Origin of the sequence: Pseudomonas sp. BIGb0164 (assembly GCF_024810135.1) — a bacterium.
In the GTDB taxonomy this organism is placed as follows: domain Bacteria; phylum Pseudomonadota; class Gammaproteobacteria; order Pseudomonadales; family Pseudomonadaceae; genus Aquipseudomonas.
In genome coordinates this window covers 564,560-581,968 of sequence record NZ_JANUEA010000002.1, presented here as the reverse complement: position 1 = coordinate 581,968, position 17,409 = coordinate 564,560, and the positions used below count along the sequence as shown (strand labels likewise).

Genomic DNA, 17,409 nt, shown 5'->3' with positions numbered 1-17,409 from the left:
GCATCACCTCGGTAGGTCTGACAGACCGAGGTGGCTGCATCGCGGGCAAGCCCAGCTCCCACATTTGTTTGTGTTGAGATTTTTTGTCGCAGTTCTTTTTCAGGCAAATGTTGCAAAGATCTACAAACCCGCCGCTTTTACCGCTAGTCTGCGGACATCTGCAATGCCGACAACAGCCTTCTACAAGAGCCCGGCGATGACTGATCTGTCCCGAATCCAAGGGCCTGCAAGCGTCGTGATTCCGACCCTGGAAGCACGCTTTTTCAGGCCACCGCTGCCTGACGGCTACGTGCTGCGGCCTCGCCTGTGCGAACGGCTGGGTGCGGGGTTGGAAGGGCGCTTGCTGCTGGTCAGCGCGCCAGCGGGGTTCGGCAAAAGTTCGTTGGCGGTGGAGTTCTGCCAGGGCCTGCCGGCCCATTGGCAAAGCCTGTGGCTGGGGCTGAGCCCCCGGGATAACGACCCCGGCCGTTTCCTCGAGCGCCTGCTCGACGGCTTGCAGCAATATTTCCCCCAGATCGGCGCCCAATCCCTGGGGTTGCTGAAAATGCGCCAGCGTCACCAGCCGTTTGCCTTTGAAGAATGGCTCGATGGCTTGCTCGACGAGCTGACGCTGCACCTTTCCACGCGCGCGCCGTTGTTGCTGGTGCTGGATGACTACCACTTGGCCCAGGGGCCGGTGCTGGATCGCTGCCTGCAGTTTTTCCTCAACCATTTGCCCGACGGCCTGGTGGTACTGGTCACCAGTCGCCAGCGTCCGGATTGGCATCTGGCGCGGTTGCGCCTGTCACGGCATCTGCTGGAATTGCACGAGCAAGACCTGCGCCTGACTCACGATGAGTCGTTGGCCGTATTGCACCAGCACAGCAACTCACTGCGCGGCGAGGCGCTGGATAACCTGATCCGGCGCAGTGAAGGCTGGGTGGCGGGCCTGCGTTTCTGGTTGCTGGCCGCCTCTGAGGCCGGCAATGAAGGTGCCTTGCCGCAGAGCCTGCACGGCGGGGAAGGGCTGATTCGTGATTACCTGCTTGAAGAGGTGATCGATTGCCTGCCTGCCGAAGTCCAGGCGTTCCTCTACGACACCGCCCCCCAGGAACGTTTTTGCGCCGAACTGTGCGACGCAGTGCGCGATGCCCACGACAGTGCCGAAACCCTGCGCTACCTTCAGGCACATCAAGTATTCCTGGTACCACTGGACGAGCAGGGCCACTGGTTCCGGTATCACCATCTGTTTTCCGATTTGCTGCGCACCCGTCGTGCAAAAAACGCCACATTGCCGGTGGCCAGTCTGCATCTGCGAGCGTGCCGCTGGTTCAACGCCCAGGGCCTGATCGATGAAGCGGTGGAGCAGGCGTTGCGCGCCGGCCATCTCGACGTAGCCGCGAACCTGGTGCAGAACCTGTCCGAAGAGCAACTGCTGGCCGAGCAGAACGTGGGCATGCTGCTGCGCTGGAAGATGGACTTGCCCGACAGCCTGCTGATCAGCACGCCGCGCTTGATCGTGCTCTACAGCTGGGCCTTGGGGCTGGCGTGCCAGCTGGATGCGGCAGAAGAGTTGTCCGGCTACCTCAGTCGCTTCCTGCCGGCACCGTCGGCCACCGCGCAAAAGTCGATGCTGGCCCAGTGGCTGGCACTGAGCGGGATCATCGCCCGGGGGCGCGGCGACCGCGAACTGACCCAGCGCTATTGCGGCGAGGCCCTGGAAAGCCTGCCGCAAAAGCGCTACGGCCAGCGCCTGATGTGCCTGTCGACGCTGTCCAACCTGGCCATTGTCGACGCCGACCTGTGGCGCGCCCGTGGCCTGAACCGCGAGTCCCTGGAGCTGGCGCAGCGCGTCGGCAACCCGTTGTTCGAAGCCCTGGCCCATTACGACCGCGCCCGCGTGTTGCAGGCCCGGGGCGAAATCCTGCGCTCGCTCGATGAGGTGCGTCAGGGCCTGCAGCGTTTGCATGGCCTGGCGCCCCAGCGGCTGTACGCCGTGCGTGCGCGCTTATCGCTCTACGAAGGTTATTTGCTGCTGGCGCGCTATCAGCCTGAAACCGGCTTGGCGCGCTTGCGTGCCGGCCTGGCCGAAGCCCGTGCCTGCCGGGATATCAGTGTGCTGATCGGGCATTGTGTCATCGCCAACTTCGAAGGGCGGCGCAATGATTTTCCCACGGCGTTCGCCGAACTCGCCGAAGCCGAGCGCCTGATGCATATCTGGGATGTGCCGCCAATCTACTACCTGGCGATGATCACCCTGATCAAATGCGAACTGTGGCTGGCCCAGGGCCGCACCGACCTGGCCGATGCCTGGCTGGCGCGGTTGGGGCAGACCTACAACGGCGAGCATGCCGCTGCGGCCCCGGAGTTTCATCCGCACCTGCCGCAACACATCGGCCTGCAGCAAGCCGCGCTGGACGCCACGCGCCATCAACCTGCCGCCGCCCTGCAACGGCTTGATGAACTGGCGCAACAGGCACACAACGACGGCCGCCAGATGATTGCCCTGATGGCGCTGACCCAACAGGCGCATCTGCTGCTCGAAACCGGCCAGGAAACCAAGGCGCGGCCGGTGCTGGCCCGTGCTCTTGAAGCGGGAGCCGGTGGTGCGCTGCAACCCTTCCAGCGTTTGCTGGAGAGCCACCCCGACTGGATGCGCGAGCAGTTGGGCAAAGACCCCCATGGCTTGTTGAATCAAAGCCTGTTGGGGCTGCTTCCGGTGGTTGCGGTTGTCGAAACCTCACCCAGCCACGAAACCTTGAGCGCCCGCGAACTGGCGGTGTTGCAGCTGATCGCCCAAGGCTGTTCCAACCAGGAAATCAGCAATCGGTTGTTCATTTCGCTGCACACGGTGAAGACCCATGCGAGCCATATCAACAGCAAGCTGGGCGTAGAGCGGCGCACGCAGGCGGTGGCAAGGGCGCAGGAGTTGCGGTTGATTGGCTAGGAAGGAGGCTGCCCAGTCTGGTTTACTGGTGCAATTATTCTGGCGAGAACGCCCGAAAATGCCCATTCACTTGCACTTGAGGCCTTCTGATGCAACCTGAACTGCCGACGCTTATTCGCGAAACCTTCCCCGTCGGTCCGTTGCAGTGCAACTGCACCATCATTGGCGATCCGATCACCAAAAACGCCATCGTGGTCGACCCGGGCGGCAACCATGAACTGATCCTGGCCCGTCTCGACGCGCTGGGCCTCAAGGTGGTGAGCATCATCCATACCCATGCCCACCTTGATCATTTCCTCGCGTCCGGCCAGTTGAAAGAGAAGACCGGTGCCACCTTGCATCTGCACAAGGAGGATCAATTCCTCTGGGATAACCTGGAAATGCAATGCCAGATGTTTCGTGTGCCCTACACGCCAGTGCCTTCCCCGGATCGCTGGCTTGAGCACGAAGAGGAACTGGCCTGCGGCTGCGGCGTGGCGCTGCATACCCCAGGGCATACACCGGGCTCTATGAGCTTCTGGTTTGCCGATGCCAAATTGTTGATTGCCGGCGACACCCTGTTTCGCCGTGGCGTGGGGCGAACGGACCTGTGGGGTGGGGACCAGGCGACTATCGTGCGGTCGATCAAGCAGCGCCTGTACACGTTGGATGAGGGCGCCACGGTCGTGGCGGGTCATGGTCCGGACACGCGGTTGGGCGATGAGATGCGTGAGAACCCTTTTGTGCGGGCATAGGCCGCGACTCGGTGTTTTTCCGGATACCAAGAGGCGACTGTCCTACGACTCTTATAGAGAAAATGACAATCACCGTTCAGGAAGCGTCTGCTAGGGTTTTAGTGTGCCCACCTGTTGTGGAGCGGGGGTCTGCCGGGCAGGGAATTTTTGCCGTTTGTCGTGTTCCAAGCTCGGCACAGGTCCATTGCCAATGTCCTCTGCATCACAGAATGCAAAAGTAGGAGCTTCCTTCATGTTCACTTCGCGTCGTCTGCTTGTCGTTGCCACGGCTGTTGCCTTGTTGTCCGGCTGTGCGTCTCCTAATCCATACGATGGCAGCCAAGGACAGGCGAACGGCTCATCGGGTATCAGCAACACAGCCAAGTACGGCGGCCTGGCTGCACTGGCCGGTGGTTTGGCCGGCGCCGCCATCGACCATAACAACCGTGGCAAAGGTGCCCTCATTGGCGCCGCCGTGGCCGGCCTGGGTGGCGCGGGTTATGGCTACTACGCCGACCAGCAGGAAAAGAAACTGCGGGCCAGCATGGCCAACACCGGGGTTGAAGTTCAGCGCCAGGGTGACCAGATCAAGTTGATCATGCCGGGTAACATCACCTTCGCTACCAACTCGGACGCGATCTCCAGCAGCTTCTATCAGCCGCTGAACAACCTGGCCAACTCGCTCAAGCAGTTCAACCAGAACACCATCCAGATCGTCGGCTACACCGACAGCACCGGCAGTCGCCAACTGAACATGGACCTGTCCCAGCGTCGTGCTCAGAGCGTGGCCAACTACCTGACGTCCCAAGGCGTGAGCCCGACCAACCTGAGCGCACGCGGTGCCGGCCCGGATAACCCGATCGCCAGCAACGCCGACGTCAATGGCCGTGCCCAGAACCGTCGTGTAGAGGTGAACCTGGGGCCGATCCCTGGTCAGCAATATGGCCAGCCTGCCCAACAGCAGCAACAGGCGCCACAGCAGAACAACCAGTTCCAGGGCAACCCGTACCAGCAGTACCAGTAAACGCTGGCCACTAAAAAGGGCGCCGTGCAGTCAATGCACGGCGCCCTTTTTTATTGCTCGGCTGTATCAGTCGATGTATTCGAACAGCTTCACGATCTTTTGCACGCCCGACACGCCCTGTACCAGGTTGGCGGCGCGGGTGGCTTCTGCCTGGGTCAGCAGGCCCATCATGTAGACGATGCCGTTATCGGTGATCACTTTGATCCGCGAGCCGGGAATGGCGTTGTCGGTCAGCATCTGCGCCTTGATCTTGGTGGTCAGCAAAGCATCGTTGCTGATGGCCAGCAGCGTGATCGGGTCCATGACCTGCAGTTCGTTGTGCACCTTCTTCACGCGCTGCACGGTCGAGGCGGCTTGTTCGGCCTGCGCCTTGAGGTCGGCACGCGGCGTCTGGCCGGCCAGCAGCACCACGCCGTTGAAGCTGGTGACCACGATGCGCGAAGCGCCATTGCCGAGGTCGGTAGCGGCCTTGGCGACGTTGACTTCAACCTTGGTTTCGATCAGCGAGTCATCGATCTTGCTGCCGAAAGTACGAGTGCCCTTGTCGTCCTGGATAGGGGTGTCACGTGTTGCAGTGATGGCCGTGCTGCAGCCGCTGATAGCGAGGCACAGGGTGATGGCCAAAAGGCTGAGGCGGTTAACGGTCATTCTTCACTCCCAAACAGTTGGCTGTCGATCAGATCGCACAGGCAGTGGATCGCCAGCAGGTGGACTTCCTGGATACGTGCGGTGACAGTGGCCGGGACGCGAATTTCTACGTCCTCTGGCAGCAGCAGTGACGCCATGCCGCCGCCATCGCGGCCGGTCAATGCTACGACAATCATTTCTCGATCATGTGCGGCCTGGATCGCCTGAATAATATTGGCCGAGTTGCCGCTGGTGGAGATCGCCAGCAATACATCGCCGGGTTGGCCCAAGGCGCGGATCTGCTTGGAGAAGATTTCGTTGTAGCTGTAGTCGTTGGCGATCGAGGTGATCGTCGAGGAATCGGTGGTCAGGGCAATGGCGGGCAGGCTCGGGCGCTCGCGCTCGAAGCGGTTGAGCAGCTCCGAGGAGAAGTGCTGGGCATCGCCGGCCGAACCGCCGTTGCCGCACGAAAGCATTTTGCCCTCGTTGAGCAAGGCATTGACCATGACCTGACTGGCTTGCTCGATGTGCGGTGCAAGTACGTCCATCGCCTGTTGCTTGGTGTCGATGCTGGCCTGGAAAAGCTGGCGAATTCGGGATTGCATGTCCATCTGTGTGACCTTAAGTAGCGCGGCTGTTTGGCACAGGAATGTGCAGCCCGCAAAGCAAAGAGCAAAAGTGTGTGGTGAAGGTGCCCGGTGAATCAGCTGTCGAAGGCATCTTGGAGCCAACTCAGATCAGCCTGACCAGACGGTGTGCTTTCTATGGCAACCACATCGAAACGGCAGGGGGAATCAGCCCAGCGATGCTCTTTTTGCAGGAAAAACTGCGCGGCGAGTATCAGCTTCTGACGCTTGCGCCCGTCGATACTGGCGAGCGCGCCACCCCATTGTGCGTGTTTTCTGTAGCGGACTTCGACGAATACTACTGTATCGCCGTCAAGCATGACCAGATCAAGCTCACCGCGTTTACACAACCAGTTCTGCGCCAGGAGGCGCAGACCCTGTTGTTGCAAGTGCTTCAGCGCTTGTAGTTCGGCATCCTTGCCGCTTTGTGCGCTGGACCGCTCGGGCATCAGCGCGGGGTGTCTGGCAGGCGCTGGATGTCGCCGCCCACGAACTTCGCCCATGGCATCTGGCGATCAACGCGCTGGTTGGCGTTGATGCCCAGGCTGCCCGACAGGCCATCAACACGAGTATCCGGCAGTGCCTTGAGCTGGCCCAGGCGCGGCGCCAGGCGGTAGGCATCGACGCCCATCGCATACAGGCGGCCCAGGCTGCCATTGGCTTGCGGCCATTGTGCGGCGACCTGGTTGCGCAGCGGGTCGGTGGTGCTGAGCAGCCAAGGGGTTTCGCAGAACATGACGTTGGTCATGTCCAGGTACTGGTTCTTGTCGCCGCTGGCGCTGAACACGTGGGAGGTCGCGTAGACAGGCACATCACCGGCGTACTGGAAGTTCAGGGTCGGCTTGATCTGCTGGGCCAGTTGCGGGGTCACGGCCAGGAAGATGAACTCGATGTCCTGACGACGCGACGGCTGTGCTGCTACGTCTGTACCTACCGTGCTTTGCAGGCTCTTGGCGCGACCTTCGCTTTTACGTAGTTGGAACAGGTCGGCGATCTGCTGGGCGAGGGCCACTGGCTGGTCGACGTACTCGACGCCGACGACAGTGCCGCCATTGGCTTCCCAATCCTGGCGGAAGGCCTTGTAGACACGCTCGCCCCACTCGCCACGCGGCACCATGGCGGCAGCGCGGTGCAGGCCGTCGGCGCGGGCACGACGCGAGACTTCGCGGGCTTCGTCTTCAGCGGCCAGGCCAAACTGGAACAGCTGCGCCGGGTTCTGATCGGTCTCGCTGTAGTTCAGGGCCAGGGTGGTGATCGGCAACTGAGGGCGGGCAGCGAGTTGTTTGACCAGTGGTTTCTCCAGCGGGCCGACAACCAGTTGCACGCCGGCAGCCTTGGCCTTGGTGTAGAAGTCGTCAAGGGAGGTCAGGCGCGAGCTGTCAAAGAACTCGATGACTGGTGGCTTCTGCCCGGCTTGTTCGGCCTGGTAGTGAGCGGCCATGAAGCCTTCACGCAATGCTTTGCCGACGGAGGCCAGCGGGCCGTCCTGTGGCAGCAGCAGGGCGATCTTGTTCAGGGGCTGGCTGGCCAGCTCCTTGAGTTTGGTCAACGGCAATGGCAGTTCCACTGCGGCCGGGTGGCCCGGGTTCTGCGCGCGCCAGGTGTCGATGGCGGCCTGTTGCTGTTCCAGGGTACCGGCACCCTTAACCGCCTGGGCCAGGGTGATCCAACCGTCCAGGGTCGGGTTGCCACTGGCTTGCAACTGCTCGGCCGGCAGGGCGGCAATCAGCGCCCAGATGGCTTCATGGTTGTTTTTAGCCGCATCACCGCTGAGCAGCGGGGCCATGGCTACGCGTTCGCGCGCGGCGGCCAGGGTTTGGCCGTCGGCTTCATAAGCGCGGGCATGCACAGTGCCGGTACGTACCTGCTGGTCTGCCGGCAAGTCACGCAGGCTTTGCAGGCTCGGGTGGCTCAGGGCAGTCAACGCAGCCTTGGGCTGGTTGCGCGCCATGGCCAGCTCGGCAGCCAGGGTGCTGGCAAAGACTTGCGCGGCGGGCTTGAGAGCATCCAGCGGCACCTGTGCAAGGATCTGCGAGGAGCGGGCAGGGTTGTTCTGCTTGTAGGCCATGTCTGCCGCACTCAGGCGCAACAGGGCGGCCTTTTCTGGCGTCTTGGCGGTAGTGGCCTGTTCGAGCAGTTGCTCGATACTGGCATCCGGGGTCCGTGGAAGGTCGCCAAGGCTGGACGAGGGCGAGCTGGCGCAAGCGGCCAGCAAGGCAGCGAGGCAGAGGGCGGAGAGCAGCCGCAGGCAAGCGATCATGTAAGTGTTCCTGATACCGATCAAATTAGCGTGGAATTGTACCCAAGCACTGGCCCAGGCGCGATGTTACTGGCGTGAAACCGTCGATTTAGGTCGTGCAAATGTTGCTATTGGCGATCGGCGGCTGAAAAGGCATCGGCCGTGATGGCATATTTTCGAGGCATCTACGCGCTACAATGGCGCTTTTGCCAACCATCGAGGTGTGCGTTTTGACTGCTCCAGGTCCTTTGAATTCCACTGCAGGCTCGCTTTTTGTCGTGGCGACGCCCATTGGCAACCTGGACGACATCAGTGCCCGGGCGCTGAAAGTGTTGCGCGACGTAAAATTGATCGCGGCCGAAGACACCCGTCACTCTCAACGCCTGATGCAGCATTTTGGTATCAGCACGCCATTAGCGGCCTGTCACGAGCACAACGAGCGTGAAGAAGGCAGTCGCTTTATCGTGCGCCTGTTGGCCGGTGACGACGTGGCGCTGATCTCCGATGCGGGCACGCCGCTGATCTCCGATCCGGGCTACCACCTGGTTCGCCAGGCGCGGGCCGCTGGTATCAATGTAGTGCCTGTTCCGGGAGCGTGCGCACTGATTGCCGCGTTATCGGCAGCGGGGCTGCCTTCGGACCGCTTTATCTTTGAAGGTTTCCTGCCGGCCAAGGCGGTGGGGCGGCGTGCTCGCCTGCAGGCGCTGAAGGAAGAACCGCGCACCCTGATCTTCTACGAAGCCCCCCATCGCATCCTTGAATGCCTGCAGGACATGGAGTTGGTGTTCGGGGGCGAGCGCCTGGCGTTGCTGGCGCGCGAACTGACCAAAACCTTTGAAACCCTCAAAGGCCTGCCGCTCGAAGAGCTGCGGGCCTTTGTCGAGGGGGACAGCAACCAGCAGCGTGGCGAGTGCGTGGTGCTGGTGGCGGGCTGGGCCGCTCCCGAGAATGAAGACGCGGTCGGCAGCGAGGCCATGCGTATTCTGGATCTATTGCTCGCGGAGATGCCGCTTAAAAGAGCAGCGGCGTTGGCAGCGGAAATTACCGGTGTGCGCAAGAATCTCTTATATCAAGCCGCGCTGGATAAACAAAAAGGCGAATAGTTCCGGGGTTAATCCTGTATTCCGTCTGAACGTGATGGCCATTCTGAACTTTTATTACTTGTCCTAAGTCCGTCGTGCCGTTAACCTGCGCGGCGGAGAGTCGATTGGACAGTCGCTGCCCTCTATGAGAATTAGGGGGGGGAGGAAAGTCCGGGCTCCATAGGGCGAAGTGCCAGGTAATGCCTGGGAGGCGTGAGCCTACGGAAAGTGCCACAGAAAATAACCGCCTAAGCACTTCGGTGCCGGTAAGGGTGAAAAGGTGCGGTAAGAGCGCACCGCACGACTGGCAACAGTTCGTGGCTAGGTAAACCCCACTTGGAGCAAGACCAAATAGGGTCCCAAGGCGTGGCCCGCGCTGGGACCGGGTAGGTTGCTAAAGATGTCCAGTGATGGCCATCGTAGACGAATGACTGTTCAAGACAGAACCCGGCTTATAGATCGACTCTCCACCTTTTTTCCTTCTGTCCGAATCTCGAGCAGAAACCCGGTAGTAACGCAAGAATCCCTCCCTGCCGAATCATTGGCAGATGCATCTTCGTAATACCAAAAAAATCTTACTCTTAATAAATCACTTTAACTTTAAGCCATAGCTCTTTGAGCTATTTGTGCTTGTTGGGCCGAAAACATCGCCGAACTCTGGTTTCTCCTCCTTTTACGCTCCTAAATCTCCGTTCTGTAAGGCTTTTCCTTGAATCCGCGCCTTGACGGTGTGGTGGGCGCATTCCTATAGTGTGCGCAAGTGGCGGAAAGTGGCACAAAGTGGGTTTTTTGAACGTAAAACGCTAAAATTTGGAGAAACGCATCTGTGTTTCGCGGAGCTAACGCTATCAGTCTCGATGCTAAAGGCCGTCTCGCCATGCCGAGCCGGTATCGTGACGAGCTCATTTCGCGAAGTTCCGGACAGTTGATCATCACCATTGATGCCGTTGACCCTTGTTTGTGTGTTTACCCGCTCGATGAGTGGGAGTTGATTGAAACCAAGTTGCGCGCGCTGCCTTCATTGCGTGAAGAAAACCGTCGCCTGCAGCGTTTGCTGATTGGTAATGCCGTCGACCTCGAGCTCGATGGCAGTGGTCGTTTCCTGGTGCCGCCGCGTTTGCGCGAGTACGCCAAGCTGGACAAGCGCGCAATGCTGGTGGGCCAACTGAACAAGTTCCAATTGTGGGACGAAGATGCCTGGGATGCTGTGTCTGCAGCGGACCTGGCTGCTATTCAACAACCGGGCGCCATGCCTGATGAACTGCGTGATTTGATCCTGTGACTATTGATAGCGGCTTTAACCACATCACCGTACTGCTTGACGAAGCCGTTGAGGCTCTCGCCGTACGCGCGGATGGCTGCTATCTGGATGGCACCTTCGGCAGGGGCGGGCATAGCCGGTTGATACTCAGCCAGCTCGGGTCCGACGGCAAACTCCTCGGGTTCGACAAAGACCCTCAAGCGATTGCCACCGGGCAAGCGCTAGCGGCCGAAGACGGCCGCTTTGTCGTTGTGCAGCGTAGCTTTGCCGAGTTGGGGGCTGAAGTGTCCGAGCGCGGCATGGCAGGCAAGGTGGCCGGGGTTTTGCTCGACCTGGGCGTGTCCTCGCCCCAGCTCGATGACCCGGAGCGCGGCTTCAGTTTCATGAACGACGGCCCTCTCGACATGCGCATGGACCCCACGCGGGGTATCAGTGCTGCGCAGTTCATCGCCACCGCACCGGTGGAAGAAATCGCCCGCGTCTTCAAGGAATACGGTGAAGAGCGTTTCGCCGGCCGCATGGCCCGTGCCGTGGTCGAGCGCCGCGAGATCCAGCCATTTGAACGCACCGCCGACCTGGCTGAAGTGCTGAAGGTCGCCAACCCTGCGTGGGAAAAAGGCAAGAACCCGGCGACCCGTGCGTTCCAGGGCCTGCGCATTCACGTCAACAACGAATTGGGCGACCTGGAGGCTGGCCTCGAAGCGGCCCTCGAGTCGTTGGAAGTGGGCGGTCGCCTGGTGGTGATCAGCTTCCACTCCCTGGAAGACCGTATCGTCAAACTGTTCATGCGTCGTCTGGTCAAGGGCGAGTCCGACAACCTGCCGCGCAACCTGCCGGTACGTTTCGAAGCCTTTGTGCCGAAAATCAAAATCCATGGCAAAGCGCAGTTCGCTTCCGAAGCCGAACTCAAGGCCAACCCACGTGCCCGTAGCGCTGTCATGCGTGTTGCGGAGAAGTTGCGGTGAGCAAGCTTTTCGCCAAGCCCCTTCCGGGCGGCAGCTTCTTCATGTTGCTGCTGTTTATCGGCGTGCTGGTATCCGCGATTGCGGTGTCCTACAGCGCCCACTGGAACCGTCAGTTGCTCAACACCCTGTATGGGGAATTGAGCGTGCGTGACAAGGCGCAGGCGGAGTGGGGGCGGTTGATCCTCGAACAAAGCACCTGGACGGCCCACAGCCGTATCGAAGTGCTGGCCACCGAACAGCTGAAAATGCACATTCCAGGCGCGGCGGAAGTCCGCATGGTGGCGCCATGATGAAACTTGAAGGCGCACTCTACCCATGGCGCTTCCGCGTGGTGCTGGGCTTGCTCGCGTTGATGGTGGGCGCGATTGCCTGGCGCATCATCGACCTGCAAGTGGTCGATCGCGACTTCCTGATCGGCCAGGGCGATGCCCGCAGCCTGCGTCATATTCCTATTCCTGCACACCGCGGCCTGATCACCGACCGTAACGGCGAGCCCCTGGCCGTCAGTACTCCGGTCACCACCCTGTGGGCCAACGCCAAGGAACTGCAGGTGGCCAAGGACAAGTGGCCGGAACTCGCCGCCGCCCTTGGCCAAGACCCGAAGGCACTCGCCGAGCGTCTGGAAGCCCAGGCCAATAAAGAATTCATCTACCTCGTTCGTGGGCTGACCCCCGAGCAAGGCCAGCAAGTGCTCGACCTTAAAGTCCCCGGTGTCTACGGCATCGAGGAGTTCCGTCGTTTCTACCCGGCCGGTGAAACCACCGCCCACATGGTCGGCTTTACCGACATCGATGACCACGGTCGCGAAGGTGTGGAACTGGCCTACGATGAGTGGCTGGCCGGGGTTCCCGGCAAACGGCAAGTCATCAAGGATCGGCGCGGCAGACTGATCAAGGATGTCCAAGTCACCAAAAACGCCAAGGCCGGTAAGCCCTTGGCGTTGTCGATTGACCTGCGCCTGCAATACCTGGCCAACCGCGAGCTGCGTAACGCGATCATCGAGAACGGCGCCAAGGCCGGCAGCCTGGTGATCATGGACGTGAAGACCGGCGAGATCCTCGCCATGGTCAACCAGCCGACCTACAACCCGAACAACCGTCGCAACCTGCAGCCGGCGATGATGCGTAACCGCGCCATGATCGACGTGTTCGAGCCGGGTTCGACCATGAAAGCCATCTCCATGAGTGCCGCCCTCGAAACCGGACGCTGGAAACCCAGCGACAAGGTCGAGGTGTACCCTGGCACCCTGCAGTTGGGCAAATACACCATTCGCGACGTATCGCGTACCGAAGGCCCGGTGTTGGATCTGACAGGTATCCTGATCAACTCCAGTAACGTGGGCATGAGTAAGGTCGCCTTCGATATCGGCGGCGAGACCATCTACCACCTGGCGCAAAAAATCGGCCTGGGCCAGCCCACCGGCCTCGATTTTCCAGGTGAGCGCGTCGGTAACCTGCCGAACTACCGTGACTGGAAAAAAGCCGAAACCGCCACGCTGTCCTACGGCTACGGCCTGTCGGTGACTGCCATCCAACTGGCTCACGCCTTCTCCGTGCTGGCGAACAATGGCCGCATGGTGCCCCTGAGCCTGATCCATGTCGACGAAGCGCCGAAATCGACCCAGGTGATTCCGGAAAACGTCGCCAAGACCATGCAGGGCATGCTGCAACAAGTGATCGAAGCGCCACGCGGTGTGTTCCGTGCCCAGGTGCCGGCGTATCACGTGGCGGGCAAGTCGGGTACTGCGCGTAAGACGTCGGTGGGCACCAAGGGCTACGCCGAGAACTCCTACCGTTCGCTGTTCGCCGGCTTCGGCCCGATGAGCGACCCACGCTACGCCATCGTCGTCGTGATCGATGAACCGAGTAAAGCAGGCTACTTCGGTGGCCTGGTATCGGCGCCGGTGTTCAGCAAAGTGATGTCCGGCACCCTGCGCCTGATGAACATCACGCCGGACAACCTGCCGCCGACCCAACAAGCGAACGCCGGACCACCGGCCGCTGCTGCAAAAGCCAATGGAGGGCGCGGCTGATGTCTCTTAGCCTGAACAAGATTTTTGCCCACGCCGGTCGTGATCTGCTGATTCGCGAGTTGAGCCTGGACAGCCGTAACGTACGCGCCGGTGACCTGTTCCTGGCGGTACCCGGTGGCAAGTTCGATGGTCGCGCGCACATCGCCGACGCGTTGCTGCGCGGTGCGGCCGCCGTGGCGTATGAAGTAGAAGGCGCCACCGTACTGCCGATCACTGACGTGCCGCTGATTCCGGTCAAGGGCCTGGCTGCACAACTGTCGGATATCGCCGGGCGTTTTTATGGCGACCCGAGCCGCCAGCTGAACCTGGTCGGCGTCACCGGCACCAACGGCAAGACCAGCGTGACCCAATTGATCGCCCAAGCCCTGGATCTGCTGGGGCAACACTGTGGCATCGTCGGTACGTTGGGCACTGGCTTCTATGGCGCGCTGCAAAGCGGCCTGCACACCACGCCGAACCCGATCGCCGTGCAAGCGACTCTGGCCGACCTGAAAAAGGCCGGGGCCAAGGCGGTTGCCATGGAAGTGTCGTCCCACGGCTTGCACCAAGGGCGCGTTGCGGCGCTGGCCTTTGATGTGGCGGTGATGACCAACCTGTCCCGCGATCACCTGGATTACCACGGCACCATGGAGGCCTACGCTGCCGAGAAGGCTAAGCTGTTTGCCTGGAACGACCTCAAGTGCCGCGTGGTGAACCTGGATGACGCATTCGGCCGCCAACTGGCAGCCGAAGACCGTGAATCGCGCCTGATCAGCTACAGCCTGGAAGATTCCAGTGCGTACCTGTATTGCCGTGATGCCCACTTCAATGACGAAGGTGTGCTCGCGACCTTGGTAACGCCGCAGGGCGAACATCATTTGCGCAGCAGCTTGCTCGGCCGCTTCAACCTGAGCAACACCCTGGCGGCTATCGGCGCCTTGCTCGGCCTGGATTACGCACTGGATGAAATCTTGCGTGTACTGCCCAAGCTGGAAGGCCCGGTAGGTCGCATGCAGCGCTTGGGTGGCGGCAAGCAGCCGCTGGTGGTGGTCGATTACGCCCACACCCCGGACGCCCTGGAAAAAGTATTGGTCGCCCTGCGCCCACACGCCAAGGGCAAGCTCCTGTGCCTGTTCGGCTGCGGCGGTGATCGTGATCGCGGCAAGCGTCCGCTGATGGCCGAGATCGTCGAGCGCCTGGCCGACGGTGTGCTCGTCACCGACGACAACCCGCGCAGCGAAGACCCGAGCCAGATTTTCGATGACATCCGTGTCGGTTTTAAAGACGCGTCCCACGCGACCTTCGTTGCTGGTCGTGGTGCAGCCATCGCCCAATTGATCGCCAGCGCCAGCGCTGACGACGTGGTGGTGCTGGCCGGTAAAGGTCACGAGGACTATCAGGAAATCAACGGCGAGCGTCATGCCTTCTCCGACCTGGTCGAGGCGGATCACGCCCTGACCGCCTGGGAGGTCGCCCATGCTTAAAGCGATGACATTCAGCGAACTGACCCAGGCCCTGTCGGCCCGTGTGTTGTCGAGCGATTGCAGCTTCGACGGCGTCAGTATCGACAGTCGCAACATCAAGCCGGGGCAGTTGTTCGTAGCACTGGCCGGCCCGCGCTTCGATGGCCATGACTACCTGAATGATGTCGCCGCCAAAGGCGCCGTAGGTGCCTTGGTGCAGCGCGAAGTGGCAGAGTCCACCTTGCCGCAGCTGCTGGTCGCTGACACCCGCCTGGCCCTGGGTCAGCTGGGTGCGCTCAACCGCGCCGCGTTTGACAAGCCAGTGGCCGCCGTCACCGGTTCCAGCGGCAAGACCACCGTTAAAGAACTGCTCGCCGGTATCCTACGCACGCGCGGGCCGGTACTCGCCACCCGTGGCAACCTGAACAATGACTTCGGCGCACCGTTGACCCTGCTCGAACTGGCCCCGGAACACACGGCGGCCGTCATCGAGCTGGGCGCTTCGCGTATCGGCGAAATCGCCTACACCGTGGCGTTGACCAAGCCCCACGTGGCAATCATCAACAATGCCGGCACCGCCCACGTGGGCGAGTTCGGCGGCCCGGAAAAAATCGTCGAGGCCAAGGGTGAAATCCTTGAAGGTCTTGATGCCTCGGGCACCGCTGTACTGAACCTGGACGACAAGGCTTTTGAAACCTGGCGCGTACGCGCTGCCGGGCGCAAGGTCCTGACGTTTGCCGTGCTCAACGCCGCCGCCGACTTCCATGCCTCCAGCATCACCGTGGATGCCCGTGGTTGCCCGTCCTTCACCTTGCATACCCCGCAAGGCAGCGAGCACGTGCAGTTGAACCTGTTGGGCAACCATAACGTCGCCAATGCCCTGGCGGCTGCGGCTGCGGCTTACGCCTTGGGCGTGTCGCTGTTCGGCATCGCCACGGGCTTGGGCGCCGTGCAGCCGGTCAAAGGGCGCACCGTCGCGCAACTGGCCACCAATGGCATGCGCGTCATTGATGACACTTACAACGCCAACCCGTCCTCGATCAATGCCGCCGTTGACCTGCTCAAGACCTTTGCCGGGCGCAAAGTGCTGGTGCTGGGTGACATCGGCGAGTTGGGTGATTGGGCCGAGCAAGGTCACCGCGAAGTGGGTGCCTATGCCGCTGGCAAAGTCGACGCGCTCTACGCGGTCGGCACGAACATGGCCCATGCCGTCGACGCCTTCGGCCTCGGCGCGCGGCATTTCGCGAGCCAGGCCGAGCTGATCCAGGCGCTGGTCACGGCTGAACAAGACAAACAGACAACCATTTTGATCAAGGGATCGCGCAGCGCGGTGATGGAAAACGTCGTCGCGGCCTTGTGTGGCTCAAGTACGGAGAAACATTAATGCTGCTGCTGCTGGCTGAGTATCTGCAACAGTTCTACAAAGGCTTCGCGGTCTTTCAGTACCTGACCCTGCGCGGGATCCTGGGTGTGCTGACCGCGCTGTCTCTGTCGCTGTTCCTAGGGCCGTGGATGATCCGCACCCTGCAGAACCTGCAAATTGGTCAATCGGTTCGCAATGACGGCCCGCAGTCTCACCTGTCCAAATCCGGCACCCCGACCATGGGCGGTGCGTTGATCCTGTCGTCCATTGGTATCAGCACCCTGCTGTGGGCCGACCTGCACAACCGCTACGTGTGGGTGGTGCTGCTGGTAACCCTGTTGTTCGGCGCCATCGGCTGGGTCGATGACTACCGCAAAGTGATCGAGAAAAACTCCAAGGGCCTGCCGAGCCGCTGGAAATATTTCTGGCAGTCGGTGTTCGGCCTGGCCGCAGCGATCTTCCTCTACACCACGGCGCCAAGCGCGGTGGAAACCACCTTGATCATCCCGATGCTCAAGGATGCCAGCATTCCACTGGGCATCGGCTTCGTGGTGCTGACCTATTTCGTGATCGTGGGCTCCAGCAACGCGGTCAACCTGACTGACGGCCTCGACGGCCTGGCGATCATGCCGACGGTGATGGTGGGCGGCGCGCTCGGCATCTTCTGCTACCTGTCGGGTAACGTGAAATTCGCGGAATACCTGCTGATCCCCTACGTACCGGGCGCAGGTGAGTTGATCGTGTTCTGCGGCGCGCTGATTGGTGCCGGTCTGGGCTTTCTGTGGTTCAACACCTACCCGGCGCAAGTCTTCATGGGTGACGTCGGCGCACTGGCGCTGGGCGCGGCCCTGGGCACCATCGCGGTGATCGTTCGCCAGGAAATCGTGTTGTTCATCATGGGCGGTGTGTTCGTGATGGAAACCCTGTCGGTGGTCATCCAGGTGGCCTCCTTCAAATTGACCGGGCGCCGTGTATTCCGCATGGCGCCGATTCACCACCACTTTGAACTCAAGGGCTGGCCCGAGCCACGCGTGATCGTCCGCTTCTGGATCATCACCGTGATTCTGGTGCTGATCGGCCTTGCCACCCTGAAACTGAGGTAGAAACGA

Annotated in this window: 15 protein-coding genes and 1 other RNA gene; 12 read left to right on the top strand and 4 right to left on the bottom strand. The window is 61.2% G+C overall.

Features of this window, described 5'->3' with window-relative positions; genetic code table 11:
* Positions 1–196: 196 nt before the first annotated feature.
* The 3 genes from M2394_RS06560 to M2394_RS06550 all read left to right on the top strand — a co-directional run bounded on the left by M2394_RS06560 (position 197) and on the right by M2394_RS06550 (position 4,663).
* Complete coding sequence (locus M2394_RS06560; protein WP_259171936.1) at positions 197–2,926, top strand: LuxR C-terminal-related transcriptional regulator; 2,730 nt, start codon at positions 197–199, stop codon at positions 2,924–2,926.
* A gap of 89 nt (positions 2,927–3,015) precedes the next feature.
* Positions 3,016–3,660, top strand: a complete 645-nt coding sequence (locus M2394_RS06555; RefSeq protein ID WP_178922754.1) for an MBL fold metallo-hydrolase — start codon at positions 3,016–3,018, stop codon at positions 3,658–3,660.
* A gap of 232 nt (positions 3,661–3,892) precedes the next feature.
* A complete protein-coding gene (locus M2394_RS06550; RefSeq protein WP_178922755.1) occupies positions 3,893–4,663 on the top strand; it encodes an OmpA family protein in 771 nt (256 codons plus the stop codon).
* 66 nt (positions 4,664–4,729) lie between these two features.
* On the opposite strand, the gene M2394_RS06545 is transcribed toward M2394_RS06550, so the two are convergent.
* From M2394_RS06545 to M2394_RS06530, 4 genes are all read right to left on the bottom strand, one after another.
* Positions 4,730–5,311, bottom strand: coding sequence for a BON domain-containing protein (locus M2394_RS06545; protein WP_178922757.1), 582 nt, complete (start codon positions 5,309–5,311; stop codon positions 4,730–4,732).
* Positions 5,308–5,901 carry a phosphoheptose isomerase gene (locus M2394_RS06540; RefSeq protein WP_024073509.1) on the bottom strand — a complete coding sequence of 198 codons (594 nt, stop codon included), beginning with the start codon at positions 5,899–5,901 and terminating at the stop codon, positions 5,308–5,310. Before M2394_RS06540 ends, M2394_RS06545 begins: the two co-directional genes overlap by 4 nt.
* Before the next feature lie 92 nt (positions 5,902–5,993).
* Positions 5,994–6,365: a YraN family protein gene (locus tag M2394_RS06535; protein ID WP_259171935.1), complete on the bottom strand. Its 372-nt coding sequence runs from the start codon at positions 6,363–6,365 to the stop codon at positions 5,994–5,996.
* Complete coding sequence (locus M2394_RS06530; RefSeq protein WP_178922760.1) at positions 6,365–8,176, bottom strand: penicillin-binding protein activator; 1,812 nt, start codon at positions 8,174–8,176, stop codon at positions 6,365–6,367. Before M2394_RS06530 ends, M2394_RS06535 begins: the two co-directional genes overlap by 1 nt.
* Before the next feature lie 176 nt (positions 8,177–8,352).
* On the opposite strand from M2394_RS06530, the gene rsmI reads away from it, so the two are divergent.
* From rsmI to mraY, 9 genes are all read left to right on the top strand, one after another.
* Entirely contained in the window at positions 8,353–9,258 is a 906-nt protein-coding gene (gene rsmI / locus M2394_RS06525) for a 16S rRNA (cytidine(1402)-2'-O)-methyltransferase (protein ID WP_178922761.1), read from the top strand.
* A gap of 96 nt (positions 9,259–9,354) precedes the next feature.
* Positions 9,355–9,708, top strand: an RNA gene (gene rnpB / locus M2394_RS06520) — RNase P RNA component class A.
* Positions 9,709–10,063: 355 nt separating this feature from the next.
* Positions 10,064–10,519 carry a division/cell wall cluster transcriptional repressor MraZ gene (gene mraZ / locus M2394_RS06515; protein WP_003171868.1) on the top strand — a complete coding sequence of 152 codons (456 nt, stop codon included), beginning with the start codon at positions 10,064–10,066 and terminating at the stop codon, positions 10,517–10,519.
* A complete protein-coding gene (gene rsmH / locus M2394_RS06510; RefSeq protein ID WP_405046554.1) occupies positions 10,516–11,463 on the top strand; it encodes a 16S rRNA (cytosine(1402)-N(4))-methyltransferase RsmH in 948 nt (315 codons plus the stop codon). Before mraZ ends, rsmH begins: the two co-directional genes overlap by 4 nt.
* Positions 11,460–11,753 carry a cell division protein FtsL gene (gene ftsL, locus M2394_RS06505; protein ID WP_003171871.1) on the top strand — a complete coding sequence of 98 codons (294 nt, stop codon included), beginning with the start codon at positions 11,460–11,462 and terminating at the stop codon, positions 11,751–11,753. Before rsmH ends, ftsL begins: the two co-directional genes overlap by 4 nt.
* Positions 11,753–13,495: a penicillin-binding protein 2 gene (locus tag M2394_RS06500; RefSeq protein ID WP_176995252.1), complete on the top strand. Its 1,743-nt coding sequence runs from the start codon at positions 11,753–11,755 to the stop codon at positions 13,493–13,495. The genes ftsL and M2394_RS06500 overlap by 1 nt, the downstream gene beginning before the upstream one ends.
* Entirely contained in the window at positions 13,495–14,958 is a 1,464-nt protein-coding gene (locus tag M2394_RS06495) for a UDP-N-acetylmuramoyl-L-alanyl-D-glutamate--2,6-diaminopimelate ligase (RefSeq protein ID WP_259171934.1), read from the top strand. Before M2394_RS06500 ends, M2394_RS06495 begins: the two co-directional genes overlap by 1 nt.
* Positions 14,951–16,321 (top strand): UDP-N-acetylmuramoyl-tripeptide--D-alanyl-D-alanine ligase, encoded by a 1,371-nt coding sequence (gene murF / locus M2394_RS06490; protein WP_259171933.1) that lies wholly within the window; start codon positions 14,951–14,953, stop codon positions 16,319–16,321. Before M2394_RS06495 ends, murF begins: the two co-directional genes overlap by 8 nt.
* On the top strand, positions 16,321–17,403 hold the full coding sequence (mraY, locus tag M2394_RS06485) for a phospho-N-acetylmuramoyl-pentapeptide-transferase (protein WP_123714635.1): 1,083 nt from the start codon (positions 16,321–16,323) through the stop codon (positions 17,401–17,403). The genes murF and mraY overlap by 1 nt, the downstream gene beginning before the upstream one ends.
* Positions 17,404–17,409: the final 6 nt, after the last annotated feature.